Here is a 24,293-nt window from a genome sequence, read left to right on the forward strand (position 1 = left end):
GCGTGCAGCTGCGCAGGATTCCGCACCGTGGCAACGCGTTGAAGACGCGGGATGGATCCTCGGGTCTACGCTGCGTCGCTACGCTCCTTGCTCCGCCCGTGGATGACGAGGCGGGGAGGGCTCCGCCAGACTACAACAATGTGGTCGCTTGTAGGACAACAGGACAAGCGGGCGCTCACACCGCCGCCACAAACCCGTCCAGCACGCGTTTCTGGCCGGCCTTGTCGAAGTCGATGGTCAGCTTGTTGCCTTCGATGTTGGAGATGTTGCCGTTGCCGAATTTCTGGTGGAAGACGCGGTCGCCGACGCTGAAGGGCGACGGCGTGTCGGCGACGGATTTGGCGACCAGTTCGCCGTCAATGGTGCGGCCTTTGACGCTGGTTCGGCCGGCGCCGTAGCCGGAGTCGGTCTCGCCATAGCCGATGCGCTCGACCTGGTGGCCGGAGCGCGAGCCCCAGTTGCGGTCGGTCGCCTCGGTGCGGTTGGCCTGCGCGCGCTGCCAGCCGGGCGTCGCATAGGTGTTGGAGAAGGCGCCGGATTTTTCCGCGCCGACATTGTCGAAGCGCGAGGCGCCGTAGGGGTTCTGCCGCCCTGCGCCCTGGCCGCCACGGCCCGACGCGAACGAACCGCCGCCATAGGAATTGCCGTAGCCGCCATAGGAGTTGCCGCTTTCGGCGACCTCGACATGGGCTTCCGGCAGTTCGTCCAGAAAGCGCGACGGGATGGTCGACTGCCACAGGCCGTGGATGCGGCGGTTGGAGACGAACCACAGATGCAGGTTCTTCTTGGCCCGGGTCAGGCCGACATAGGCGAGACGGCGCTCTTCCTCCAGGCCGGAGCGGCCGCCTTCGTCCAGCGCGCGTTGGTGCGGGAACAGGCCTTCCTCCCAGCCGGGGAGGAACACGGTCTCGAATTCGAGGCCCTTGGCCGAATGCAGCGTCATGATGTTGACGGCGTCAAGCTCGGCGTTCTGCTCGGCGTCCATGACCAGGGCGACATGTTCGAGGAAGGAGCGCAGCGATTCATACTCCTCCATGGAGCGGATAAGCTCTTTCAGGTTTTCCAGCCGGCCCGGCGCCTCGACCGAGCGGTCGTTCTTCCACATGTCGGTGTAGCCGCTCTCCTCCAGAATGGTCTCGGCGAGTTCGGTGTGCGGCGTGGTTTCCAGCGCCTTCTGCCAGCGCTCGAAATTGGCCGCCACTTCGCGCAAGGCCGCGCGGGGCTTGGGCTTCAGCTCGTCGCTTTCTGCGAGCTTGGCGGCTGCCTCCAGCATCGGGATGCGCAAGCTCCGCGCCGTGTCGTGGATCTGGCGGATGGTGGCTTCACCCAGGCCGCGCTTGGGGACATTGACGATGCGCTCGAAGGCGAGGTCGTCGGCGCCCTGCGCGACGACGCGGAAGAAGGCCAGTGCATCGCGGATTTCCATGCGCTCATAGAAGCGCGGGCCGCCGATGACGCGGTAGTTGAGGCCGAGCGTGACGAAGCGATCCTCGAATTCGCGCATCTGGAAGGAGGCGCGGACCAGGATGGCCATATCATTGAGCTTGTGCTTGGCACGCTGGTAGGTCTCGATGGTCTCGCCGACGGCGCGCGCCTCCTCCTCGGAATCCCAGGCGGCGTGGACATGCACCTTCTCGTCGTCCTCGGCGACCTTCTCGGTGAACAGCGTCTTGCCGAAGCGGCCCTCATTGTGGGCGATGAGGTGCGAGGCAGTGCCGAGGATGTGCGCGGTCGAGCGATAATTGCGCTCCAGACGGATGATGGTGGCGCCGGGAAAATCCTTGTCGAAGCGCAGGATGTTGTCGACCTCGGCGCCACGCCAGCCATAGATCGATTGGTCGTCGTCGCCGACGCAGCAAATATTCACGCTCACGGGCTGTTCCGCGCCTGCCGGCGCGGGCCCTCGCAACGGCTCGGACGCCCGGTCGGGCATGCGGCCTTTGGCCGAGCGCGCTTTACCCTCCCCTGGATGGGGAGGGTCGCCGCGAAGCGGCGGGGAGGGGTGACTGGCGCCGGCGCTGCCACCCCCACTCGCGCCGCTACGCGGCGCGACCTCCCCCATCGAGGGGGAGGTAGGTCTTTGCGCCAGCAGCCGCAGCCACATGTATTGCGCGGTGTTGGTGTCCTGGTACTCGTCGACGAGGATGTATTTGAAGCGCTTGTGGTAGTCCTTCAGCACGTCCGGATTGGCGCGGAAGATGCGGATCGGGTGGCAGAGCAGATCGCCGAAGTCGCAGGCGTTCAGCGTCTTCAGCCGCTCCTGATAGGCCTTGTAGAGTTCCCGGCCCTTGCCGTTGGCGAAGCTGCGCGCGTCGCCCTCGGCAATGTCGGCGGGGCCTTGGCCCTTGTTCTTCCAGCCGTCGATCATCTGCGCGAACTGCTTGGCCGGCCAGCGCTTGTCGTCGAGGCCTTCGGCCTGGATCAGCTGCTTGATCAGCCGTACGACATCGTCGGTGTCGAGGATGGTGAAATCGGATTTGAGCCCGGCCAGCTCAGCGTGGCGGCGCAAGAGCTTGACGCCGATGGAGTGGAAGGTGCCGAGCCACGGCATGCCCTCGACGGCTTCGCCGACGAGATGGCCGATGCGCTGCTTCATCTCGCGCGCGGCCTTGTTGGTGAAGGTCACCGCCAGGATCTGCGAGGGGAAAGCCCTGCCGGTGGCCAGGATATGGGCGATGCGGGTGGTCAGCACGCGGGTCTTGCCGGTGCCGGCGCCGGCCAGCACCAGGACCGGGCCTTCGGTGGTTTCCACCGCCAGCCGCTGCTCGGGGTTGAGGCCGTTGAGATAATCGGGCGCGCTGTTGGGGCCGCTGCGGGCCGCCATGGCGCGCGCAGCTATGCCCGACGGGGCTGCGGGCCGCGCATTGGGTTCGTCAAAAAAGGGCATGTCTTCCGCAAAGCCGGACATCTCCCCCGAATGTAGTGATTCGGGAGCGAAAGACCAGAAGTGTCTACGTTTTGTTCTGGTTTGAAAGTGAGATTCTGGGGCGCAGTGCGAATTTCATCGTCCCGACGCCCGACAATGTCGTGGAGGTGCTGCAGCGTGGGAGCGGAATGAAGTCGAGCGTTTGCTCTCGCCTTATGCTGGCAGGGCCAGCTTGACACACGCGGCCTGGGGGAGAAAGCTGGCGACAGGGCAGGGGCGGCTGCCCGTGAGGCGCTGCAAAGCGCATCAGTCGAAGGAGTATCGTCTTGGCTGTCGTCATCACCTCCCTCATCCTGTTCCTCATCGGCCTCGCACTTGGCGGCGGCGGCGTCTGGCTCGCGATGCTGGGCGGCAGCTGGTACTATGTCGTCACCGGTCTCGCCTTCCTCATCGCCGCATGGCTGCTCTTCCGGCGCAAATCGACGGCGCTCTGGCTCTACGCGGCGATCGTGCTCGGCACGCTGGCCTGGGCGGTGTGGGAAATCGGCTTCGACTGGTGGGAACTCGGACCGCGCGGCGGCATCATCGTGCTTCTGGCGCTGTGGCTGCTGACGCCTTGGGCAAGGCGGGGCCTGATCGGCCCCGACGCGCGCGCGCCGCTCATTCTGGCCGTGCTCGCATCGCTCGCCGTCGCCGGTTATTCGATGACGGCCGATCCCAAGGACATCGCCGGCGACCTCAGCGCCGACAAGGTGACGCCGACTGCCGATCTCGGCGGCAATGTGCCTCCGGGCGAATGGCATTTCTACGGCCGTACGCAATTTGGCCAGCGCTATTCGCCGCTCGACCAGATCACGCCCGACAATGTCGCCAAATTGCAGCCGGCCTGGATCTACCAGACCGGCGACGTGAAAGGGCCGGACGATGTCGGCGAAACCACCTACCAGGTGACGCCGCTGAAGGTGGGCGATGCGCTCTATATCTGCACGCCGCACAATTTCGCCATCGCCATCGATGCCGCCACCGGCAAGGAGAAATGGCGTTTCGATCCCAAGATCAAGCTCGACAAGGACCGCCAGCACCAGACCTGCCGCGGCGTGTCCTATTATGCCGATGCCAAGATCGCCGCCGGCCAGCCTTGCGCGACGCGCGTCTATCTGCCGACCTCGGATGCGCGGCTGATCGCGCTCGACGCCGCCAACGGCCAGGTCTGCCCGTCCTTCGCCGAAGCCGGCACGCTCAATTTGTTGACCAACATGCCGTATCCGAAGTCGGGCTATTATTACTCGACCTCGGCGCCGCTGATTGCGGGCGGCAAGATCATCATCGGCGGCGCGGTCAACGACAATTATTCGACGCAAGAGCCGTCCGGCGTCATCCGGGCCTTCGACGTCGACACCGGCGCCCTGGTGTGGAACTGGGATTCCGGCAATCCGGACCAGACAACGCCGCTGGCGGCAGGCCAGACCTACACCCACAACTCGCCCAACATGTGGTCGACGGCAAGCGCCGACGAGAAGCTCGGCCTGCTCTATGTGCCGCTCGGCAACCAGACGCCGGACCAGCTCGGGATGGGCCGCAGCGCCAATGTCGAGAAGTTTTCCTCCTCGATCACCGCGCTCGATCTGGCCACCGGACAAGTGCGCTGGGTGCGGCAGACCGTGCATCACGACCTCTGGGACATGGATGTGCCGGCACAGCCGACCCTGGTCGACATCACCACCGCTGCCGGCGTCGTTCCGGGCCTGGTTGGACCGACCAAGCAGGGCGACCTCTACGTGCTCGACCGGCGCAGCGGCGAGCCGATCATCCCGATCAAGGAAGTGCCGGCGCCGGGCGGCGCTGTCGAGGGCGATCACACGTCGCCGACGCAGCCGGTCTCGGATCTCTCCTTCAATCCGAGGCCGCTGACCGGCGCCGACATGTGGGGCATCACCATGTTCGACCAGCTGGCCTGCCGGATCGAATTCCAGGGCCTGCGCTACGAGGGCCGCTACACCCCGCCATCGGTGCAGGGGTCGCTGGTCTATCCCGGTAATTTCGGCACATTCAACTGGGGCGGCGTCGCCGTCGATCCGGTGCGGCAGGTGATGTTCGGCATGCCGACCTATCTGGCGTTCAAATCGCAGCTCATTCCGCGCGACCAGGTGCCGCCGCCGGATGAGGGGCGCGGCAGCGAGCAGGGGCTGAACCGCAATGAGGGCGCACCCTATGCGGTGGTGATGGGGCCGTTCCTGTCGCCGCTCGGCGTGCCCTGCCAGGCGCCGCCATGGGGCTATGTGGCGGGAGCGGACCTCAGAACCGGCAAGATCGCCTACAAGCACCGCAACGGCACCGTCTACGACATGACGCCGTTGCCCTTGCCGCTGAAGGTCGGTGTTCCCGGCATTGGCGGGCCGATGATCACCGCCGGCGGCGTCGTCTTCCTGGGCGCGGCGGTCGACGACTATCTGCGCGCCTATGACCTGACATCGGGCAAGCAGCTTTGGCAGGCCAGGCTGCCGGCCGGTGGGCAGTCGACGCCGATGACCTACACCGTCGCCGACGGCCGCCAGTTCGTGGTCATCGTCGCCGGCGGCCATGGCTCGGTCGGCACCAAGCCCGGCGACTATGTGATGGCCTATACGCTGCCGAAGTAGCAGCGATGTGACTTAGGTAAGTGATCGGCCCGGCAGATATTCTGTCGCGCCGCCCCTCATCTGCCTGCCGGCATCTATACGGGGAGAAGTGCCCGGCAGGGCGATGAGGGCAGCAGCAGCCTTGGTCAGCTTGCGTAAGAGATGGCCTTTGAGGCTGGGCACGGAGCCCAGTACTTCATTGGTTAGCTGCGGCCCTGTTTCGGCCTGCTGGATCAGCGTGGTGCCGGCCGACGCCGGTCGACGCGGACCTTCACCATCCGAGCGGCGGCTGCGGCAGCAGCGGAGCGCATTGCCAGCAAGGCAGCAACAGCAAGCACGAGCGCGCTTGCAAGGATCGGAGTAGACAAGGTCATGGCGTTGTTCCTTCTCGTCGGGCTCGCCGCTACGAGCGAGACCATCATCAGCTTCCTTCCATATTGTGGCGGCACCATCGACATTCTCTGAAATGACCAAAATGTGATGGGCGCGTTCGGCGGGGCGGCCGCATCGTTCGATGGCGCAAGCGTCACCCATCCGAGACTGGACCGTGCGAGCTTGCACCCTATCTTGATCCGCGAGTCATCCCGGAGTGACCGCGAGGTCATCCCGGAGTGACCATGAGGTCATCCCGGAGTGACCGTGAGATCATCTCCTAACGAGGAGCACGCCATGACGAAACCCACCGCCGAAGCCGTCAAACCTGCCAAACCTGCCATCACCCAGGCGATGATCGATGCCTATGACGAATACACGCATCTGACGCTCGACCGCCGCCGCTTCATGGAACAGCTGACCAGGCTTGCCGGATCGGGCGCGGCGGCGGCCGCGATCGCGCCGCTGCTTGCGGCGAATTCGGCGCAGGCGGCAATCGTCGCCGACAACGATCCGCGCGTGAAGGCTGAAGATATCACCTATTCCGGCAGCAGCGGTGAGATGAAGGGCTATCTGGTCAGGCCGGCGGACCAGTCCGGCAAGCTCGGCACCGTCATCGTGGTGCATGAGAACAGGGGGCTCAACCCGCATATCAAGGATGTTGCGCGGCGCGTTGCGCTGGAAGGGTTCGTGGCGCTGGCGCCGGATTTCCTGTCGCCGCTCGGCGGCACGCCCGCTGACGAAGACAAGGCGCGCGACATGTTCACCAAGCTCGACGCCAGCCAGGTCACCGCCGATGGCCTGGCGACCATCGCCTATCTCAAGGGCGAGAAGGACGGCAACGGCAAGGTCGGTGCTGTCGGCTTCTGCTGGGGCGGCGGCACGGTCAACAATCTGGCGGTCAACGCGCCCGATCTCGCCGTCGGCGTCGCCTATTACGGCATGCAGCCGAAGGCCGAGGATGTGGCGAAGATCAAGGCGGCGCTGTTGCTGCACTATGCCGGGCTCGACGAGCGCATCGACGCCGGCATCGATGCCTACAAGAAAGCGCTCGACGCCGCCCATGTCGAATACACGCTCTATGTCTATGACGGCGTCAACCATGCCTTCAACAACGACACCTCGGCCGCGCGCTACGACAAGAAGGCAGCCGATCTCGCCTGGGGACGGACGATCGCTTTCCTCAAGGAGAAGCTGGCGTAGGCTTCAGGCCGCCGACGACGCCCATACGCTTTCATAGGCCGGCGACAGCGTAAAACCGGCCGGCAGCACCGAGACCGGGGGCGGGCGCCGCACGCCCTCCTGCAGATAGCGCAACGCCGACACCAGTCCGTTCATCGTGTAGGGCTTGGCGATGACGCCGATCGCGCCGGCGAAATGGTCGGGGATGCGTTTTGGATTGGCGGTCATGAACACCACCATGGAACGGTTACCCTCGCGGATATGCTCGGCAACCTCGACCCCGGTTGGTCCGTCGGCGAGGTGGATATCGACAAAGGCAATATCGGCATCGGCGGTATCAATCATACCTCTTGCTTCGGCCAAGGATGTCGCCCAACCCACAACGCTGTGGCCGGCTTCCTCGACGAGGCTTTCCAGTTCCATCGCCAGCAACGCCTCGTCCTCGACGATCAGGACCTTGAGCGGTTCGTTCATGACAGCTTCCCTTTCTGCTGCGGTTCGTTCGGCATCGAGATGACGACCTTTGTGCCCGGGCCGGCGTCGCGCCATTCGATGTCGGCATGCAACTGCCGGGCAAGCGACTTGATCAGCCGCATGCCGAAGGAAGCATCGCCACTGGCCTCGGCCATGCCGACGCCGTCATCGGAAACCTCGATGTTGAAGTGGCCGTCGGGCTGGCTCATCTTGATGCCGATGCGCCCCGCGGTGGTGCCGTCCGGCTTTGCCTTGAAGGCGTGCTTCAGCGCGTTGGTGACAAGCTCATTGACCATCAAGGCAACAGGCGTGGCTTTTTCGGCCGGAATGACGATGGGTTCGAGGTCCAGCGTCGGCTTGATCTCGGCGCGTCCGGATGCGGTCAGCAGGTCGGTGACCAGATCCCTGGCGAAATCCGAGACATCGAAGCGGCTGACATCCTTTGACTGGTAGAGACGGCGATGCACCGTGCTCAGCGCCTCGATGCGCTCCAGCATGGTGGCCAGCGATCGCTTTGTCGCTTCATCCTTGATTGCCCGGCTTTGCATGATGATCAGCGAGGAGATCATCTGCAGGTTGTTTTTCACCCGATGGTCGACCTCGTGCAGCAGCGTGGTCTGCGCCTCAAGGGCGGCCTCAAGCTCGCGCGTGCGTTCCTTGACAGCCTTTTCAAAGCGGTTCTTGTCGGCGGTGATGCGATCCTCCGAGCGCTTGCGATCGGAGACATCGAGCTGTGAGGCAAAGAAGAACAGGAGTTCGCCTTTGTCGTTGGAAACCGGGCTGATGTAGAGCGCATTCCAGAATGTCGAGCCGTCCTTGCGGTAGTTCAACAGATCGATGGCGATATCGGTTCCCGCTGCTATCGCGTCGCGCACGCTAGCCACAGCTGCCTTGTCTGTCTCTGGCCCCTGCAGGAAGCGGCAGTTCTTGCCCATGACCTCGTCGCGCTCGTAGCCGGTCAGGCGCAGGAACGCGTCATTGGCAAAGACGATCGGATTGTCCGCCTGACGGGGATCGGTGATGACCATCGACATGCGGGTGGCGCGGATGGCGGCCGCGAACGGATCGCCCTTGCCGTGCTCGGCATGCAGATTGTCCGTCATGTGCCATGCGTCGGCCGGTTCCCTGGTCCTTTTCCAGTCCATGCTTTCACTCCAAGCCGTTTTTCAGGGGTCACAACGGCTTAGACGTGGAATTGGTTCAATCTTGATCTTCTTGTCGCAGGCAGCCGTTTGCGAAACCGAATCGCCGGTTGCGCAAACTGTCGAAATGAACGGTTTTTGAAGGTTGTCGGATGCAGCCGATTCGCTGAAAGCGGGGCTGGCGCAGACCTTTGGAAATGATCAGGTCGCAATGGTCCGTGGCGGCGCTCGCCGGTGGCGGCTTTCTCAGAACAGCGGAAACATCAGGCGTGGCCACGCTTCATGCGCGCCTGCTTCAGGATGGCGCGCCAGCGGATCATGTCGAAGGGGATAGGCTCGTTGTTGTTGGCGATGTGGAAGATCTCGTTGTTGACGTTCTTCAACGAGCGCCAGAAATCATAGTCGGTGATGCGCGGATCGGCAGCCAGCCTGTCCACCTCGACCTTGATGTCGGTTTTCATGCACGTTCCTCGAACCGCCTGTTGCCCGCCGCCCGCGTCACAACTCGCATGGCACCGTTCTCAAACGGTCAGCTGAGTCGTTCAATGGCCCAAATGGCTTGTTCACGTTAAAACCTTGGTAAGGTTAACGCGGGCGCGGCAGCGCTTCAAGCGGTCCTGCGGCGAATACCGATCGAACGGCCGGCGCGCTCGGGCATCGGCAGTGCAGAATGGGCGGCGCGCATGGCTTCCACCTTGGCCTGCACATCGGCGGGGAAGGGCGCGACTTTCGGCCCGGACATGTCGACATGCAGCGACAGGGTTTCGGAGGTGGCGGCAAGCCAGCCATCGACATGGCGGATTTCCTGGTAGGCCCTCAGCCGCTTGTCGTCGTGATCGATCAGCTGGAAGGATACGACGACCTTGTGTTCGAGGTGCAGTTCCTGGACATAGCAAACATGGACTTCGGCCGTGTAGATGGTCAGGCGCCGCTCTTCGACATAGTCCAGCCCCATGCCCATCGCCTCGAACGCCTCATCCGAGCAGCGGTCGAACAACACGTTGTAATAGGCCATGTTGAGATGGCCGTTGTAGTCGATCCAGTCCTTCTCGATGTCCATCGGTTTGGAAACTAAGGGGGCGGGAACAGGCATGGAAAGTTCCTTGTTCTGGTGCTGGACAGAGCGCGGCAGTCGAGACTACGCATCCATAATCGCATAACAAGCGTGGACGCTGGTCCATTCCCGGAGGAATTCATGGCTCTGAGCGACCTCAATCCGGTCGAACGCAACGAGGAAGGCATCGCCGCCGTGCTCGGCATTCTCAAGCAGCAGCTCGGCGAACGCTTCCAGACAGGCGCGGCGATCCGCTCGCAGCATGCGCATACCACCACCTATATTCCGACGCAGGCGCCTGACGGTGTCGCGTTCTCGGAGACGACAGAAGAGGTGCAGGAGATCGTACGTGCCTGCGCCGCGCACCGCGTGCCGGTCATCGCCTTCGGCGTCGGTTCCTCGCTGGAGGGCCACACCAACGCGCCGGGTGGCGGCATCTCGGTCGACACCTCGCGCATGAACCGCATCCTGTCGGTCAACCCCGAGGATCTCGACTGCACGGTCGAGCCTGGCGTAACGCGCGAGGATTTGAATCGGCACCTGCGCGATACCGGCCTGTTCTTCCCCATCGATCCCGGCGCCAATGCTTCGCTCGGCGGCATGGCGGCAACGCGGGCCTCCGGCACCAATGCGGTGCGCTACGGCACGATGCGTGAAAACGTGCTGTCGCTGACGGCCGTCATGGCCGATGGCGAGACGGTGACGACCGGCAAGCGGGCGAAAAAGAGTTCGGCCGGCTACGATCTGACGCGGCTTCTGGTCGGCTCGGAAGGCACGCTCGGCATCATCACCTCGCTGACCTTGAAGCTGCAAGGCATTCCGCAGGCGATCTCCGGCGGCGTCTGCCCGTTTCCAAACCTCGAGGCGGCCTGCAACGCGGTCATCGCGACCATCCAGATGGGCATTCCGGTGGCGCGGATCGAACTGGTCAATGGACTGCAGATGCGGGCGATGAAGAATTACTCGAAGCTCGATTATCCCGAGAGCCCGTGCCTGTTCGTCGAGTTCCACGGCAGCGATGCCGGCGTCGCCGAACAGGCCGAGACCTTCGGTGCCATTGCTGAAGACAATGGCGGCGGGCCATTCCTTTGGACCAGCGTCGCCGAGGAGCGCACGAAACTCTGGAAAGCCAGGCACGATGCTTATTGGGCGTCGCTGACGCTACGGCCGGGCGCCAAGGGCCTTTCGACCGATGTCTGCGTGCCGATCTCGCGGCTGGCCGAATGCGTTGCCGAAACCGAGGCCGACATTGCCGAGATGGGCCTGGTTGCGCCGATCGTCGGCCATGCCGGCGACGGCAATTTCCATGTGCTGGTGCTGATGGACGTCAACGACCCCAAAGAGATCGCGCTGGCGGAGAAATTCGTCTCGCGGCTGAACATGCGGGCGATCGCCATGGACGGCACCTGCACCGGCGAACACGGCATCGGCCAGGGCAAGATCGGCTTCCTGCGCCATGAGCTCGGCCATGGTGTCGACATCATGCGCTCCATAAAAAAAGCGCTCGACCCGCAAGACATCATGAACCCGGGCAAGATATTACCTGCATAGCCGAAATGTGAGGAGCGGCAATGGATACCCTGATTATAAGGGCATCGCTTGGCAAGACACTGTTACTGCTGTCGGCCAGCCTCTTCTTTGTCCTGGCCTGCGCTTTCCTGATTTATGTCTCCGAGGACGGCGACACCGCCGGCCTTTGGTGGTGCGTGGCCTTTTTCGGGCTGGTCGCGTTGGTGTTTGCCTGGCAGCTTGTGCGGCCGCAGATTCTGGTGCTGAACGGACAAGGTTTCAGTCTCGGCGGAGGCCTTGTTCGATCGCCCAACCTGGTCCCCTGGAAGAATATCGAAAGCTTCTTCGTCGTCCATCGCCGGCGCAGGATAGGCGATATGATCGGGTACAATTTCGCACCGGGGGTCAAGAAAAGCTCCGTCATGGGCAGCGTGACCAAAAGCCTCGGCGCCGAAGCCGCATTACCGCAGGGCTGGACATTGTCGCCCGAGGAGATGGTGGTGCTGCTGAACGAATATCGCCGACGGGCCATGGCAGGATAGTCTCTTGCGCACAGGCCGGACCGCGGTCAAAGGCGTCCAAAAATCTCTGCTCTTCCAGATACATCAGAGATCAAGCAACTCTGGATGAATTGCCTCTTTATCGACACGCTGATGCGGGTAGAGTGCGGCTGACTTTCAATCAACCCGTTCGGAGCTGATGCTCGCACGCCTGTTCGTGATCTTCGGTGGCTTGTTTGTGCTGGTGCTGGTTGCGGCGCTGGTGGTGCCGTATTTTGTCGACTGGACCGGGTACCGCGCCCAATTCGAGCGCGAGGCGAGCGCCATTCTCGGCCGCAAGGTGACGGTGCAAGGCGACGCCACGGCGCGCCTGTTGCCGTTCCCCTCGGTGACCTTCTCAAACGTCACGGTCGCCGGCGGCCCCGGCGGCCAGCCGGCAATGACCGTCGAGACCTTTTCGATGGACGCGGAACTGGCGCCGTTCCTGCGCGGCGAAGTGCTGATTTTCGACATGCGGCTGGTGCATCCGAAGGCGACGATCGACATCGCCGATAACGGCACGGTCGACTGGGCGATACGGCCGTCCTCGCCCTTCGATCTCAACCAGATCTCGATCGAGAAGCTCACGGTGACGGAGGGAGAAATTGCGCTCCGCCATGCCGCAGGCGGGCGCAGCCATCTGATTTCCGAGATCAATTCGACCATCTCTGCCAAGTCGCTGGCCGGGCCGTGGCGCATGGACGGAACGTTGCTGCTCGACGGACTGCGTTCGACGGTTGCGGCTTCGACCGGCAAGGCCGAAGGCAGCGGCCAGATGCGGCTGAGGCTCAAGGTCGATCCCGATGCCTATCCACTGGTCATCGAAACCGACGGCAATGCCGGCATCGTCAATGGGGCTGCCGTCTATTCCGGCCAGTTCAAGATTTCCGGCAACGACAAAAACAGCGCCGAACTGCGCGGCGGCGATGGCGAGAGCGTCAAAATCAGAGCCGGCAAACCCGATCCGGGGTTCAGGCTGAACGGCAAGTTCTCGCTCGACCACCAGAAGCTTGGCGTCGACGAATTCCGCTTCGAGACCGGGCCGCTCGACAATCCCTACACAGCCGACGGCAAGGCTTCGGTCGATCTCGGCCTTAGGCCGAACTTCGCCATCGAGGCCAATGGCGCGCAGGTGCAACTGGACGAGGCGGTGGGCGCTGAGAAGGGCGCCGGCCTGACGCTGGACCAGCGCATTGCCGGAATCGAGCAGGCGCTGCTCGTCCTGCCGAAGCCGAGCATCCCCGGCACTGTCGAGGTCAAGCTGCCGGCGGTGGTGGCTGGCGACACCACGGTGCGCGACGTGCATCTCTCGGCCGAGCCGGTCGAGGGCGGCTGGTCGGTGAAATCGCTGGCCGCGACCTTGCCCGGGCGCACGACGCTGGAAGCCAGCGGCATGCTCAGCGTCGAAGATCATTTCCGTTTCAGCGGCTCCATGCTGCTGGCGGTGGCGCAGCCTTCCGGCTTTGCTGCCTGGTTGTCGAAAGATGTCGACGAGGCGATCCGCCGGCTGCCGGCCGCCGGCTTCAAGGCCAAGGTGGACCTGTCGGAGAAGCGCCAGGCGTTCAGCGATCTCGAACTGATCCTCGGCAAGTCGAAGTTCACCGGCCGCATCGATTCCAACCAGCCCGACGACGCCAAGTCCTCGGTGCTGATGCGGCTCGAGGGCGGCGAACTCGATGTCGACGGGCTGACGGCCTTCGCCTCGATCTTCGTCAGCGACAAGGGCGCCAACCGCTTTTCCGACCGTGACCTCGATTTTCAGATCAAGGCAGGGCCGGTCAATGCCGGCGGGCTCACCGCCGACACGGTCGATACCGCGCTCCGGCTCCGCGACGGGCTGCTCGAAATCGACCGGCTGTCGATTGGCGGCCTTGCCGGCGCCTCGATCAGCGCCACCGGCCGGATCAAGGATTTTCCGGCAAGCCCGACCGGCAAGCTCGATGCCTCGGTGGTCGCCGTCGATCTGAAGCCGCTGATCGACATTGCCGCGCAACACTATCCCGACAATCTGATGCTGAAGGGACTGGCTGGCCGCACGGCCGCCTATCCTGAACTGTTCCAGGACGCGCGCGTCGATCTGGTGGCGAGCGCCGCCGACAATGGCGACGGCACGACCGGGCTGGCGGTGAGCGGACAAGGCAAGGCCGGCGGTTCGGCCTTTTCGGCGTCGCTGTCGGGCAAGGGTGCCGTCGGCCAGTTGCTCGACGCGCCGGTGACGCTGACCTTCAACGCCAAAAATCCCGACGCCACCGTGCTGCTGGCGCTCTACGGCCTGCCGGCGCTGCCGCTCGGCATGCTCGGCCAGGCAAGCACCGATATTTCGGCCAAAGGCACGCTCGGCGGCGGCCTGGCGACGAGCTTCAATTTCGCCGCCGATGACTTCAAGGCGACGTTCGACGGCACCGTCGCTCAGACGCCGCAAGGCGCCACCGCCAAGGGCAAGATCGGCCTCGACGCTTCCGACATCGAGCCCTGGCTGATGACGACCGGCGCCGGCCTGCCGGGTATGGGAACGGGCACCTCGACCTCGCTCAGCGCGGATGCCGATTTCGGCAACGGCCTGCTGGTGTTGAGCGGCCTCAGCGGATCCATCAACGAGTCGGAGATTTCGGGCGACGTCAACATCGATGCGAAGCAGGGGCTGCCGCATTTTGCCGGTGCGCTGGCGCTCGACGAACTGGACCTCGACCCGATTGCGGTTGCGCTGTTCGGTGACCAGTCGTTCCTCAGCAGCAACGCGAACTGGCCGACGGCGCCATTCAGCCAGAAATCCAGCCTGCCGTTCAGCGCCGATCTCGACCTGGCGACGGCGACGCTTGCCGCCGGACCGCTGGCGACAGCCTATGACGCGTCGCTGTCGTTGAAACTGGACCAGGAAGGCATCCGCGTTTCGGACCTGAAGGCAAAACTGCTCGGCGGCGCGCTCACCGGATTGTTCGAGTTGAAGAACACGGACGGCACGGGGCTGTTCTCCGGCCAGATGAGGCTTGCCGGCGCCGACCTGGCGACTGTGCTGCCGGCTGCCGGCTTGAGTGGCAGCGGCGACTTCTCGACAGGGCTGTCGACCAGCGGCAAATCGGTCGACGCGATGATTGCCGCACTCTCCGGCTCGGGCACGGCGGCGCTGAAAGGCCTCACCATTGCCGGCGTCAATCCCGATGCCTTCGGCGCGTTGATTGCCAAGGCCGATGCGATCGGGCGCGACATCGACGTGGCCAAGACTGCGGGCTTTGCACCTGAGATCGCTGGCGACGGCAGCTTTGCTGCCGGCGATGCCGACATCGCCTTCACGGTCGCCGGCGGCACGTTGCGGGCACCACCGATCAAATTCGAAAACCAGGCGGCGACGCTGTCTGCCGACATCACGGCCGACCTCAACACCGGCACCGTCGCCACCAAGGGCGCGGTCACCTACAAGCCTGGCGACGAGGCGCTGGTCGGCTCCGATCCGACGGTCAATTTCAGCGTCGATGGGCCGTTCGGGGCGCTGAAGAAGCAGTTCGACAGCGAGCCGCTGGCGCAATTTTTGACCCAGCGCGCGCTGGAAAAGGAGCAGCAGCGGGTCGAGGCGATGCAGGCAGCACTGCTCGAGAAGCAGCGGCTGCGGCGCGAGGTGCGCTACTACGCCGCCCTGCAGACCGAGCGCGACAACGCGGCCGAGGAATTGCGCAAGCAGGAGGAAGCGGCACGGCTCAAAGCCGAGGCCGACGCCAAGGCGAAGGCACAGGCCGACGCAAAGGCACAGGCCGAAGCGGATGCCAAGGCCAAGGCGGATGCCAAAGCAAAGGCCGATGCCGATGCGAAAGCGCAGGCAGAGGCTGACGCCAAGGCCAAGGCGGATGCGGACGCGAAGGCGCAGGCCGAAGAGCAGGCTGCCGAAGACGCCGCAAAGGCCGAGGACGAACGGAAGAAGGCTGAGCAGGCGATGCGGACCGCTTCGCAGGAAAAAGCCAGGCTGGAGGCCGAGCGCAAGGCTCAGGAGCAGGCGCCGAAGGTCGACCGCTCACTTCCCGGTGTCAACGACGGTTCGGCCCCGGCGCCGCCGAAGCCCAGGACAAATCCGTTCTCCGTCGACAATTTGCTGAAGTCGCTGGGCAATTAAGAACCATTCAGACCGCGCCGCGCTTGGCCCAGTCCAGCACGTGGAGCCTGAGCGCCGAGGACAGATTGGCATCGCGCGGTCTTGTCTCGTCGATCTCCGCGACCAGGGCAGCAAGGGTCAGCTTGCGCGCGGCGGCGATGGCGACGAGATCGTCATAAAAGGGTTTTTCGAGGGAATAGCTGGTGCGATGGCCGCGGATGGTCACGGAGCGTTTTTCGACCGGGCTCACCGCAGGCGGTCCATCAATCGCCCTGGTCTTCCGGGCGTTCGCGGCGGTGGCCGGCGACGAATTTTTCGGCCTTGTCCGATGTCAGACGGTCACGAGTTCTTTCGGCTTTGGAACGGCCGTGCAGAGCGCGGTTCTCGCCGGCGAGCTTTTCCTTTTCGGTGCGCGCCTTCTGCTTGCGGACCTGGCGAAGGTTGACGATTTCGCCCATGTCGCGCCGACCGTCCCGCTACTTCTTGCGGAAGGCGTCGAGCGACACGACGTCGGCGCCCTTGCCGGCGGCGGCATCGGCCACGGCGGGCTTTTTCTCCGCCTCAGTGGCAGCTGCCTTCTTCTCGGCCTTTGGCTTTTTCTCGGAGACGATAGCCAAAGGCTCGGCAGCCGGCTGGGCGGCTGCATCGTCTTCCGCCGGGACGTCGGTCTTGACGTCGAATTCGAGTTCGAAATTGACCGATGGGTCGTAGAAGCCGCGTACGGCCGAGAACGGGATTTCCAGCTTCTCCGGCACGTCGGAGAAGGACAGCCCGACCTCGAAGCCGGTATCGGTCACCTTGAGGTCCCAATACTGGAACTGGATGACGATGGTCATCTGTTCGGGATAGCGCTCGCGCAGCCTGGAGGACACCCGCACGCCCGGCGCGCCGGTCAGGAATGTGATGAAGAAATGATGATTGCCGGGAAGGCCGGTGCGCGCGACTTCGGCCAGGACCTTGCGCATGACGCCGCGCAATGCCTCCTGGGCCAGAATGTCGTAGCGGATGTGGTCGTCGGCCATGTGCTGGTCGGGTTCCGTTGAATCGTCCGCATAGCTGTAATCAAGCTTGAGCGCGGCGTAAACCGGATATAGATCGCTGATGCGCCGAAGCGAAGCCCGTGACGAACGATTTGATCGCCGGCTTTGACGTTCAGGCGCTGGCCAGCTGTTTTTCCACCGCTGCCGCGGATCTGCGCTTGCCAAAAGCGCGCAGGAAGGTGCGCACGCCGTGGGTGGCGGATTGCAACACTTCGTCTTCCGACGGCATGCCGCCTAGCATGAAGGTGGTCTGCAGTTCGGCGTTGGCTAGCGCCAGGAACTGGCGCGCGGCGACATCGGGATCGTCGACCGCGAGATGGCCGGCATGGGCGAGGCGGGCAAAACGGGCGGCAAGTGCGGGCCAGGTCCGGCCCGGCCCCTGGTCGCGCCATTCTGCGAAGAGCTCGGGATAGCGCTCGCCTTCGGTCTGGATCAGCTTGCGCAGGAAGCGTCCGTCGCGGTTGCAGATGCAGTTCTGATTCAGGCGCACGGCAAAGCCGATCAGGTCGGCTTCCAGATCCTTCGGCTGGTCTGGGAAAGAGGCGAAGGTGGCGAAGATGCCGGCATTGCAGCGCTCCGTCAGATCCCGCACCACAGCCATGAAGAGCCTTTCCTTGTCGCGGTGGTGATTGTAGATGGTCTGGCGCGACACGCCCGCCTCCACCGCGATCAGGTCGATATTGGCGCCGGCAAAGCCTTCCCGGCAGAAGACCGAAGCCGCCGCATCGATAATCGACATACGCTTGGCCTCGTGGCCGCGTGGCGAGAAAATGTCAGGAGAAACGGCAAGCTTCATAGAAATCTATATAGAGGTGATTGACGAATTAGACAAGGCTGTCTAAATTTGTGGACACAATAAATGGGAATTCGCTCCGTAGAGACGAATAATCTCGCTCTGAGCCGTCGGATTTCAACGGGATGGAACGTCCTAGGGTTAGTCGTCGCGTTGGCGGCGCCAACCAGACTTGAAAGAAGCCTTTATCATGAGTCCCAAATTCCTCCGCATCGCGGTCGTGCTCGGCCTGTTGTCCGCTATCGGCCCCTTCGCTATCGACATGTATCTGCCGGCGTTGCCTTCGATCGGCGAGGATCTGCATGCCGGCACCGCCGCCGTTCAGATGAGCCTTTTGATCTTCTTCCTGTCGATGGGCTTCGGCCAGATCGTCGTCGGACCGATCTCCGACATGGTCGGCCGCAAGCTGCCGCTTTACGGCGGCCTTGCGCTGTTCATGGTCGGCGGTATCGGTTCGGCCATGAGCCCGACCATCGAATGGCTGATCGCCTTCCGCTTCCTGCAGGGACTGGGCGCCAGCGCCGGCATGGCGGTGCCGCGCGCCATCGTGCGCGACCTGCACACCGGCACCGAGGCCGCCAAGCTGATGTCGCTGCTGATGCTGGTGTTTTCGGTGTCGCCGATCCTGGCGCCGCTGACCGGCAGCCAGATCATCGAGAATCTCGGCTGGCGCGCCGTGTTCTGGACGGTGACGGGCGCGGCCCTGCTGGCCACCATTCTGCTGGCGACCTCGCTGAAGGAGACGCGGCCGGCGGAAGAACGCGTCGGTTCCTCCTTCGGAACCGCACTCGCCGGCTATCGCTTCCTCATGGGTGACCGCAATTTCCTCGGCCTGGTGGCGATCGCCGGCTTCGGCATCGCCAGCTTCTTCGTCTACCTCTCGAGTTCGTCCTTCATCCTGATCGACCATTACGGGCTGTCGCCTTCCGTCTACAGCGTGTTCTTCTCGATCAATGCGGTGGCCTTCATCGGCATGTCGCAACTGACGGGGATGCTGTCGGAGCGCTTCGGGCTGAAGCGCGTCGTCTGGGTGGCGGTAACCGGCTATGCCACGACGATGGTTGTGCTGTTCGCAGTCATGGCGACCGGCGTCGACCGGCTCGATGTTATGGCGGCACTGCTGTTCGTCGGCTACGGCTTCCTTGGCCTGGTCATCCCGACGACGTCGGTGCTGGCCATGGAAGAGCATGGCGAGATCGCGGGCACGGCCTCGGCGCTGATGGGCACGCTGCACTTCGCCATCGGTGCGCTGGCGATGGGCGTCGCCGGCATCTTCTTCGACGGCACCCCGCTGCCCATGGTGGCCGGCATCACGCTCTGCGCGGTGATCTCGTTCACGCTGGCCAAACTGACGCTTGGCCGCTCGCGCGAAGCCGTTGAAGCGCCGGCCGAGTAAGCTGACCGCAATCGACCGGAAAGGCCGGGTCATCCCGGCCTTTTTCACGTCTGGGGTAATCCGGCCCCGGCCAGAACCACGGCCTTCGACCGACGCCAGCGGCAAATTGCACCAGCTCATGGCTCAATTTGGTGTAGGCTTCGCGGCCCATCGTCATGCGAAATCCGGCCAGCGGCAGCCGGCATTGAGCGTACGATATCGAGGAGGGGAGAAGTGGAGGTTTCTGTTGCCAGGTACCTCCGAACCCCGCCTAGAAGTGCGAACCTCTAGGGCTTGATTTGAAGCTATCGCACCGCTTACGCGGCGAGACGTGCTTCCGCATAGTTGTCATTTGCAACTACAGGTTTAGCCCGATGACGGTGGTACCATGCCGGGCAAAAGTACGATCTTTACACCTTCGTCGATCCTATTTCGCCCCCAGCAACAGCCGCTCTGATCACAGAGCGGTTCTTGGTGGAGGCGCCGGGTACCGCCCCCGGGTCCGAACGGCTTATTACATCGCCCATTTATCGCCATAGTCGGTCAAGCCGACAAAACGAATATAGGGGGCGGGCGCACAAAATGAAAGGCCGCAATGACACTTCTTGGCCGCACCAAACTGCGGCGCCGAGGGTTGACTCGCGCGCGGTCTCAACCGAAGCTTTGCGATGGTGAGGAGTATCGACCGAGCGCACAAGTTGCGGCAGCGCGCCACAGCCCTCATCGATCGGATCCCGTGGCGCCGACATGGGGAAATTTGATGGCCGATTATCTCGCAGACGTGAAGAAATACGACGCCGCCGCAAATGCCGATGTGGTTGCCAAGATTGTGAAGCATCTGGGCATCGCGCTGCGCAACCGCGATTCCTCGCTGGTATCCTGCACCGACCCCAAGGAATTGGAGCGCGTCAAGACCAACTGGGTTGCCAAGAAACTCGGCGTGACCGACGGGGCGAAAGCCGACTCAGCGATCGAGAAGACCTGCAAGGCGTTGGCCGCCGACAGCTCCAAGAGCCGCGTGACTTTCTACTATCTGGTCGCCAAGGATCTGGGCAAGCTCGGCTCTTTGTAGAGATTATTGCCGATAGGCAGAGCGCGCGTTTGATTTGCTCCTCACCGGAGGTCAGCACCACCCCTCATTGCCCTGCCGGGCATTTCTCCCCGTATAGTGACGGGGAGAAAGGGCTGACCGCAGCCTTGGCTCTCTCTCTCGAACAAGCTTGTGATTGGCGAAACCGCTGATGACAGCGCCCCTCTCCCCGTCCCTATACGAGGAGAGGATGACGGCAGGCAGGTGAGGGGCAGCGCCACCTCTTGAGAGATGGGGCAAGCCGCGTTCTGGTCCCTTTTGCTGTGTTCGGCCGGCGGCCAGTCGGTTATGATGACGGTAACCCCGAATCGAGGCGAAGCCGATGCGCCAGTATCTCGACCTTTTGCAGCATGTGCTGGACAATGGCGCCGACCGTGGCGACCGCACGGGCACCGGCACGCGTGGGGTGTTCGGGTACCAGATGCGCTTCGACCTGTCGCGCGGCTTTCCCGTCACCACCACCAAGAAGCTGCATCTGAAGTCGATCATCCATGAACTCCTGTGGTTCCTGGCCGGCGACACCAACATCAAATACCTTAGAGATCATGGCGTTTCGATCTGGGACGAATGGGCCGACGAGAATGGCGATCTCGGCCCGGTCTATGGCAAGCAGTGGCGCTCCTGGCCGGATGGCCATGGCCGGTCGATCGACCAGATTGCCAATGTTCTGAAGGAGATACGCAGGAATCCGAATTCACGCCGGCTGATCGTTTCGGCGTGGAACCCGGCCGAAGTGGAGGCGATGGCGCTGCCGCCCTGCCACTGCCTGTTCCAGTTCTACGTCTCGGACGGCAAGCTGTCCTGCCAGCTCTACCAGCGCTCGGCCGACATTTTTCTCGGCGTACCCTTCAACATCGCTTCCTACGCGCTGCTGACCCTGATGGTGGCGCAGGTGACCGGGCTGAAGCCCGGCGAGTTCGTCCATACGCTGGGCGATGCGCATCTCTATTCCAACCATTTCGAGCAGGCGCGCGAGCAATTGCGGCGCACACCCAAGGCGCTGCCGACGCTGTGGATCAATCCGGAGGTGAAGGACCTGTTCGCCTTCCGCTTCGAGGATTTCCGGCTGGAAAACTATTTTGCCGACGCGTCGATCAAGGCGCCGATCGCGGTCTGATCCGTCCACCGTCAATCAATTCCGACCCTCAATCGATGTCGACCATGACGTCGGTTGCCTTGATCATGGCATAGGCTGCTTGCCTTTTTCGAGCTTGAGATCGGCAACGGCCTCGTTGGTGATCGAAGCGTGACGACGGAGCCGGCGACATCGATGCGGACAGGCGAGGTGCTTCGACGATCTCGACGATCGTTCCCTTGAGGATGTTGCGGGCGCTGATCTTCATCGGAGTTCCTTTCCGGGTTTCGGTGCACGTCCAAACCAGAACAATCGATGCCGAACATACGCTTTCGCAGGAGGCGGCCTTCCCTAGTTATATTCATCCAGATATATCGGTCGGCAGGAGTCGAGCCAGCAGATTTCAAGCCCAGGGAGAGTTTTCATGTTGGGGCACAAAGGTTTTGGTATGAGGGCAATCGCGATTGGCGGCTTTGCCGCAGCTCTGATGGCCGCGATGCCGGCGGCTCACGCGGGAGACAAGGTGATCGTGTTTGCCGCAGCCAGCCTCAAGGACGGGCTCGACGCCGTCACCAAGGCCTGCGAAGCCGATGTCGGTGAAGCGGCGACCGTCTCCTACGCCGCGAGCTCGGCGCTGGCCAAGCAGATCGAACTCGGGGCGCCCGCCGATGTGTTCATCTCGGCCGACCTCGACTGGATGAAATATCTCTCCGACAAGAAACTGACCAAGCCGGACACCGAGGTGAAACTGCTCGGCAACCAGATCGTGCTGGTGGCGCCGAAGGATTCCAAGGTCGAAACCAGGATCGAGAAAGGCTTCGACCTCGCCAAGCTGATCAGCGACGGCAAGCTCGCCATGGGCGACGTCAAGGCAGTGCCGGCCGGCAAGTATGGCAAGGCGGCACTTGAATCGCTCGGCATCTGGTCGTCGGTCGAAGGCAAGGTGGCGCAGGCCGAGAATGTGCGCGCCGCGCTGAAGCTGGTTTCAACGGGCGAGGCCGCGCTCGGCATCGTCTATGCCACCGACGCGCATGCCGACAAGGGAGTCAAGGTGGTCGGCACCTTCCCGGAGGATTCGCACCCGCCGATCATCTATCCGGTTGCCCAGACCACCGATTCGAAGGACAAGGATACCCCGGCTTTCCTGAAGTGCCTGCAGTCCTCCAAGGCGGTGGAGCTGTTTAGGGATCAGGGTTTCACCGTGCTCACGCCGAGCAATTAAGGTAGCGGCTGACGCATGAACTGGCTGCTGGACCTCACTCCCGACGAATGGAATGCGGTCCGGCTGTCGATCAAGGTGGCAACGGTGGCGATGCTGTTCAGCCTGCCGCCGGGCATCTTGATGGCGCTTTTGCTGGCCCGCGGAAAATTCTGGGGCAAGACGCTGCTCAACGGTGTGGTTCACCTGCCATTGATCCTGCCGCCGGTGGTGACAGGTTATCTCTTGCTGCTTACCTTCGGCCGGCGCGGGCCGGCGGGAGCGTTCCTGGCCGAGCATTTCGGCATCGTCTTCTCGTTTCGCTGGACCGGCGCCGCACTGGCCTGCGGTATCATGGGCTTTCCCCTGATGGTGCGGGCGATCCGGCTGTCGATCGAGGCGGTCGACCGCAAAATGGAGGCAGCGGCGGGAACGCTCGGCGCCAACCCGATTTGGGTCTTCGCCACCATCACGCTGCCGCTGATCCTGCCCGGGCTGATCGCCGGCTCGATCCTGTCCTTCGCCAAGGCGATGGGCGAGTTCGGCGCCACGATCACCTTCGTCTCCAACATTCCCAACGAGACGCAGACGCTGCCTTCGGCGATCTACACCTTCACGCAGGTGCCTGGCGGCGATGACGGGGCGCTCAGGCTGACGCTGATCTCCATCGTCATCTCGATGGCCGCATTGGTCGCCTCGGAAGTGCTGGCGCGGCGCGTCGGCCGGCGGATGGACATCGAATGAGCGTGCTGGTGGACATCAGCCATCGGCTCGGCGGTTTCGCCGTCGACGCGCGTTTCGAAAGCGCCGGGCGGCTGACGGCGCTGTTCGGGCCATCGGGCTCCGGCAAGACGACGCTGATCAACGTGATCGCCGGCCTGATCCGACCGGACAAAGGGCGTATCGCGGTCGATGGCCGCGTGCTGGTCGACACCGATGCCGGCATTTTCGTGCCGAAGCACAAGCGCCGGATCGGCATGGTGTTCCAGGACGCGCGGCTGTTTCCGCATATGAGCGTGGCCGGCAATCTGCGCTATGGCCGCTGGTTCACGCCACCGGCGGAGCGCTATGCGGATATCGACGCGGTCGTCGAACTGCTCGGCATCGGTCCTCTGCTCGACCGGCGACCGGCAAAGCTCTCGGGCGGCGAAAAGCAGCGCGTGGCGATCGGCCGGGCGCTGCTTGCCAGCCCGAAACTGCTGTTGATGGACGAGCCGCTGGCCTCGCTCGACGATGCGCGCAAAGCCGAGATCCTGCCCTATATCGAGCGGCTGCGCGACGAGACCAAGCTGCCCATCGTATATGTCAGCCACTCCGTCGCCGAGGTGGCGCGGCTGGCCAGCGACGTGGTGGTGATGGCGCAAGGCAAGGTCGCTGCCTCAGGCCCGACCGGCGCGATCATGCAACGGCTCGAATTGCTGCCGGCGGAGGAACGCGGCGAGGGCGGCGCGGTTCTCGACACCAAGGTGCTGCGCCATGATGAGATCTTCGGGATGACCGTGCTCGGCTCGGCGGCGGGCGAAATCCGGGTGCCGCTTCTGGCGGTCTCGGTCGGCGCGCCTGTGCGCATCCGAATCCGCGCCCGCGACGTGATGATCGCCACCGAACAGCCGAAAGGTCTCAGTGCGCTCAACATCCTGCCGGGCGCCATCGTCACAATCGGCTCGGGCGAGGGGCCGACGGTCGAAATCGGCATCGACTGCAATGGCGCAACCGTGCTTGCGCGCATTACCGAACAATCCAGGCAGGTACTGAACCTTCAACTCGGCGGCAAGGTCTTCGCGGTGATCAAGACGGTCAGTTTCGACCGTGCCAACACCGGCGCCGGGCTGCCGGCCGAAGCGGATGGCTGATAACCGCTATATCGTTTTGGAATAGCGCTATG

At 63.5% G+C, this 24,293-nt stretch carries 22 protein-coding genes, 1 other RNA gene and 1 pseudogene; 11 read left to right on the forward strand and 13 right to left on the reverse strand.

The genetic code is table 11. The annotated features are described in order from the left end of the window. Window positions 1-175: 175 nt before the first annotated feature. Window positions 176-2,908: a UvrD-helicase domain-containing protein gene (locus tag X728_RS140150; RefSeq protein WP_023688055.1), complete on the reverse strand. Its 2,733-nt coding sequence runs from the start codon at window positions 2,906-2,908 to the stop codon at window positions 176-178. A gap of 284 nt (window positions 2,909-3,192) precedes the next feature. Between X728_RS140150 and X728_RS140145 the strand changes: the two genes are divergently transcribed. After that, window positions 3,193-5,505: a glucose/quinate/shikimate family membrane-bound PQQ-dependent dehydrogenase gene (locus X728_RS140145; RefSeq protein WP_023682110.1), complete on the forward strand. Its 2,313-nt coding sequence runs from the start codon at window positions 3,193-3,195 to the stop codon at window positions 5,503-5,505. A 12-nt stretch (window positions 5,506-5,517) separates the two neighbouring features. Here X728_RS140145 and X728_RS1000000170595 read toward each other — a convergent pair whose 3' ends face one another. Next, entirely contained in the window at window positions 5,518-6,018 is a 501-nt protein-coding gene (locus tag X728_RS1000000170595) for a hypothetical protein (protein ID WP_155923825.1), read from the reverse strand. A gap of 135 nt (window positions 6,019-6,153) precedes the next feature. Between X728_RS1000000170595 and X728_RS140140 the strand changes: the two genes are divergently transcribed. Next, a complete protein-coding gene (locus X728_RS140140; protein ID WP_023682108.1) occupies window positions 6,154-7,059 on the forward strand; it encodes a dienelactone hydrolase family protein in 906 nt (301 codons plus the stop codon). A 3-nt stretch (window positions 7,060-7,062) separates the two neighbouring features. Here X728_RS140140 and X728_RS140135 read toward each other — a convergent pair whose 3' ends face one another. The 5 genes from X728_RS140135 to X728_RS140120 form a co-directional block, all read right to left on the reverse strand. Next, window positions 7,063-7,512 carry a response regulator gene (locus X728_RS140135; RefSeq protein ID WP_023668313.1) on the reverse strand — a complete coding sequence of 150 codons (450 nt, stop codon included), beginning with the start codon at window positions 7,510-7,512 and terminating at the stop codon, window positions 7,063-7,065. After that, on the reverse strand, window positions 7,509-8,657 hold the full coding sequence (locus X728_RS140130; RefSeq protein WP_023682107.1) for a histidine kinase dimerization/phosphoacceptor domain -containing protein: 1,149 nt from the start codon (window positions 8,655-8,657) through the stop codon (window positions 7,509-7,511). The genes X728_RS140135 and X728_RS140130 overlap by 4 nt, the downstream gene beginning before the upstream one ends. A 55-nt stretch (window positions 8,658-8,712) precedes the next feature. Beyond that, entirely contained in the window at window positions 8,713-8,931 is a 219-nt protein-coding gene (locus X728_RS1000000171135) for a hypothetical protein (RefSeq protein ID WP_155929625.1), read from the reverse strand. Continuing rightward, window positions 8,918-9,115: a hypothetical protein gene (locus X728_RS140125; RefSeq protein ID WP_013531006.1), complete on the reverse strand. Its 198-nt coding sequence runs from the start codon at window positions 9,113-9,115 to the stop codon at window positions 8,918-8,920. Before X728_RS140125 ends, X728_RS1000000171135 begins: the two co-directional genes overlap by 14 nt. Before the next feature lie 146 nt (window positions 9,116-9,261). Then, window positions 9,262-9,747: a thioesterase family protein gene (locus X728_RS140120; RefSeq protein WP_023699589.1), complete on the reverse strand. Its 486-nt coding sequence runs from the start codon at window positions 9,745-9,747 to the stop codon at window positions 9,262-9,264. A 102-nt stretch (window positions 9,748-9,849) separates the two neighbouring features. Here X728_RS140120 and X728_RS140115 point away from each other — a divergent pair, with 102 nt between their 5' ends. The 3 genes from X728_RS140115 to X728_RS140110 all read left to right on the forward strand — a co-directional run bounded on the left by X728_RS140115 (window position 9,850) and on the right by X728_RS140110 (window position 15,858). Beyond that, complete coding sequence (locus tag X728_RS140115; RefSeq protein ID WP_023725338.1) at window positions 9,850-11,259, forward strand: FAD-linked oxidase C-terminal domain-containing protein; 1,410 nt, start codon at window positions 9,850-9,852, stop codon at window positions 11,257-11,259. Window positions 11,260-11,279: 20 nt separating this feature from the next. Next, window positions 11,280-11,759: a hypothetical protein gene (locus X728_RS03270; protein WP_023667425.1), complete on the forward strand. Its 480-nt coding sequence runs from the start codon at window positions 11,280-11,282 to the stop codon at window positions 11,757-11,759. Between the two features lie 157 nt (window positions 11,760-11,916). Next, a complete protein-coding gene (locus X728_RS140110) occupies window positions 11,917-15,858 on the forward strand; it encodes an AsmA-like C-terminal region-containing protein (protein WP_023832880.1) in 3,942 nt (1,313 codons plus the stop codon). A 7-nt stretch (window positions 15,859-15,865) separates the two neighbouring features. Here X728_RS140110 and X728_RS140105 read toward each other — a convergent pair whose 3' ends face one another. The 4 genes from X728_RS140105 to X728_RS140090 all read right to left on the reverse strand — a co-directional run bounded on the left by X728_RS140105 (window position 15,866) and on the right by X728_RS140090 (window position 17,673). After that, complete coding sequence (locus X728_RS140105) at window positions 15,866-16,087, reverse strand: ribbon-helix-helix domain-containing protein (RefSeq protein ID WP_023668319.1); 222 nt, start codon at window positions 16,085-16,087, stop codon at window positions 15,866-15,868. Between the two features lie 13 nt (window positions 16,088-16,100). Continuing rightward, window positions 16,101-16,295, reverse strand: a complete 195-nt coding sequence (locus tag X728_RS140100) for a DUF4169 family protein (protein WP_023667420.1) — start codon at window positions 16,293-16,295, stop codon at window positions 16,101-16,103. Between the two features lie 18 nt (window positions 16,296-16,313). Further along, window positions 16,314-16,859 (reverse strand): SspB family protein, encoded by a 546-nt coding sequence (locus X728_RS140095; protein ID WP_023667419.1) that lies wholly within the window; start codon window positions 16,857-16,859, stop codon window positions 16,314-16,316. Window positions 16,860-16,989: 130 nt separating this feature from the next. Further along, window positions 16,990-17,673, reverse strand: a complete 684-nt coding sequence (locus tag X728_RS140090) for a TetR/AcrR family transcriptional regulator (protein ID WP_023832881.1) — start codon at window positions 17,671-17,673, stop codon at window positions 16,990-16,992. A 187-nt stretch (window positions 17,674-17,860) separates the two neighbouring features. On the opposite strand from X728_RS140090, the gene X728_RS140085 reads away from it, so the two are divergent. Beyond that, complete coding sequence (locus X728_RS140085; RefSeq protein WP_023712465.1) at window positions 17,861-19,066, forward strand: multidrug effflux MFS transporter; 1,206 nt, start codon at window positions 17,861-17,863, stop codon at window positions 19,064-19,066. Window positions 19,067-19,278: 212 nt separating this feature from the next. Here X728_RS140085 and ssrA read toward each other — a convergent pair. Next, window positions 19,279-19,637: a transfer-messenger RNA gene (ssrA, locus tag X728_RS1000000169585) on the reverse strand. Between the two features lie 168 nt (window positions 19,638-19,805). On the opposite strand from ssrA, the gene X728_RS140080 reads away from it, so the two are divergent. Then, entirely contained in the window at window positions 19,806-20,117 is a 312-nt protein-coding gene (locus tag X728_RS140080) for a DUF2853 family protein (protein ID WP_023668323.1), read from the forward strand. A 340-nt stretch (window positions 20,118-20,457) separates the two neighbouring features. Next, window positions 20,458-21,252: a thymidylate synthase gene (locus tag X728_RS140075; protein ID WP_023832883.1), complete on the forward strand. Its 795-nt coding sequence runs from the start codon at window positions 20,458-20,460 to the stop codon at window positions 21,250-21,252. Between the two features lie 28 nt (window positions 21,253-21,280). On the opposite strand, the pseudogene X728_RS140070 reads toward X728_RS140075, so the two are convergent. Next, a pseudogene (locus X728_RS140070) lies at window positions 21,281-21,478 on the reverse strand (TOBE domain-containing protein). Window positions 21,479-21,637: 159 nt separating this feature from the next. Between X728_RS140070 and modA the strand changes: the two are divergent. Genes modA through modC form a run of 3 tightly spaced genes read left to right on the forward strand, consistent with a single transcriptional unit; the run spans window position 21,638 to window position 24,261 of the window. Further along, the gene (gene modA, locus X728_RS140065) at window positions 21,638-22,432 is read left to right on the forward strand and encodes a molybdate ABC transporter substrate-binding protein (protein WP_155924036.1); all 795 of its coding nucleotides are present in this window, start codon (window positions 21,638-21,640) and stop codon (window positions 22,430-22,432) included. 15 nt (window positions 22,433-22,447) lie between these two features. Continuing rightward, window positions 22,448-23,152 carry a molybdate ABC transporter permease subunit gene (gene modB / locus X728_RS140060; RefSeq protein ID WP_023667413.1) on the forward strand — a complete coding sequence of 235 codons (705 nt, stop codon included), beginning with the start codon at window positions 22,448-22,450 and terminating at the stop codon, window positions 23,150-23,152. Further along, a complete protein-coding gene (modC, locus tag X728_RS140055; RefSeq protein ID WP_023725336.1) occupies window positions 23,149-24,261 on the forward strand; it encodes a molybdenum ABC transporter ATP-binding protein in 1,113 nt (370 codons plus the stop codon). Before modB ends, modC begins: the two co-directional genes overlap by 4 nt. The last annotated feature ends 32 nt before the right edge of the window (window positions 24,262-24,293 follow it).

Origin of the sequence: Mesorhizobium sp. L103C119B0, assembly GCF_000502235.1 — a bacterium.
Lineage (GTDB): Bacteria > Pseudomonadota > Alphaproteobacteria > Rhizobiales > Rhizobiaceae > Mesorhizobium.

Excerpts from the sequence above, each read along its gene's own strand:
- X728_RS140150 (WP_023688055.1), bottom strand. The coding sequence starts at position 2,908 with ATGTCCGGCTTTGCGGAAGACATGCCCTTTTTTGACGAACCCAATGCG.
- X728_RS1000000170595 (WP_155923825.1), bottom strand. The coding sequence starts at position 6,018 with ATGGGTGACGCTTGCGCCATCGAACGATGCGGCCGCCCCGCCGAACGC.
- X728_RS140140 (WP_023682108.1), top strand. The coding sequence starts at position 6,154 with ATGACGAAACCCACCGCCGAAGCCGTCAAACCTGCCAAACCTGCCATC.
- X728_RS140135 (WP_023668313.1), bottom strand. The coding sequence starts at position 7,512 with ATGAACGAACCGCTCAAGGTCCTGATCGTCGAGGACGAGGCGTTGCTG.
- X728_RS140130 (WP_023682107.1), bottom strand. The coding sequence starts at position 8,657 with ATGGACTGGAAAAGGACCAGGGAACCGGCCGACGCATGGCACATGACG.
- X728_RS140125 (WP_013531006.1), bottom strand. The coding sequence starts at position 9,115 with ATGAAAACCGACATCAAGGTCGAGGTGGACAGGCTGGCTGCCGATCCG.
- X728_RS140120 (WP_023699589.1), bottom strand. The coding sequence starts at position 9,747 with ATGCCTGTTCCCGCCCCCTTAGTTTCCAAACCGATGGACATCGAGAAG.
- X728_RS140115 (WP_023725338.1), top strand. The coding sequence starts at position 9,850 with ATGGCTCTGAGCGACCTCAATCCGGTCGAACGCAACGAGGAAGGCATC.
- X728_RS03270 (WP_023667425.1), top strand. The coding sequence starts at position 11,280 with ATGGATACCCTGATTATAAGGGCATCGCTTGGCAAGACACTGTTACTG.
- X728_RS140110 (WP_023832880.1), top strand. The coding sequence starts at position 11,917 with ATGCTCGCACGCCTGTTCGTGATCTTCGGTGGCTTGTTTGTGCTGGTG.
- X728_RS140100 (WP_023667420.1), bottom strand. The coding sequence starts at position 16,295 with ATGGGCGAAATCGTCAACCTTCGCCAGGTCCGCAAGCAGAAGGCGCGC.
- X728_RS140095 (WP_023667419.1), bottom strand. The coding sequence starts at position 16,859 with ATGGCCGACGACCACATCCGCTACGACATTCTGGCCCAGGAGGCATTG.
- X728_RS140090 (WP_023832881.1), bottom strand. The coding sequence starts at position 17,673 with ATGAAGCTTGCCGTTTCTCCTGACATTTTCTCGCCACGCGGCCACGAG.
- X728_RS140085 (WP_023712465.1), top strand. The coding sequence starts at position 17,861 with ATGAGTCCCAAATTCCTCCGCATCGCGGTCGTGCTCGGCCTGTTGTCC.
- X728_RS140080 (WP_023668323.1), top strand. The coding sequence starts at position 19,806 with ATGGCCGATTATCTCGCAGACGTGAAGAAATACGACGCCGCCGCAAAT.
- X728_RS140075 (WP_023832883.1), top strand. The coding sequence starts at position 20,458 with ATGCGCCAGTATCTCGACCTTTTGCAGCATGTGCTGGACAATGGCGCC.
- modB (WP_023667413.1), top strand. The coding sequence starts at position 22,448 with ATGAACTGGCTGCTGGACCTCACTCCCGACGAATGGAATGCGGTCCGG.
- modC (WP_023725336.1), top strand. The coding sequence starts at position 23,149 with ATGAGCGTGCTGGTGGACATCAGCCATCGGCTCGGCGGTTTCGCCGTC.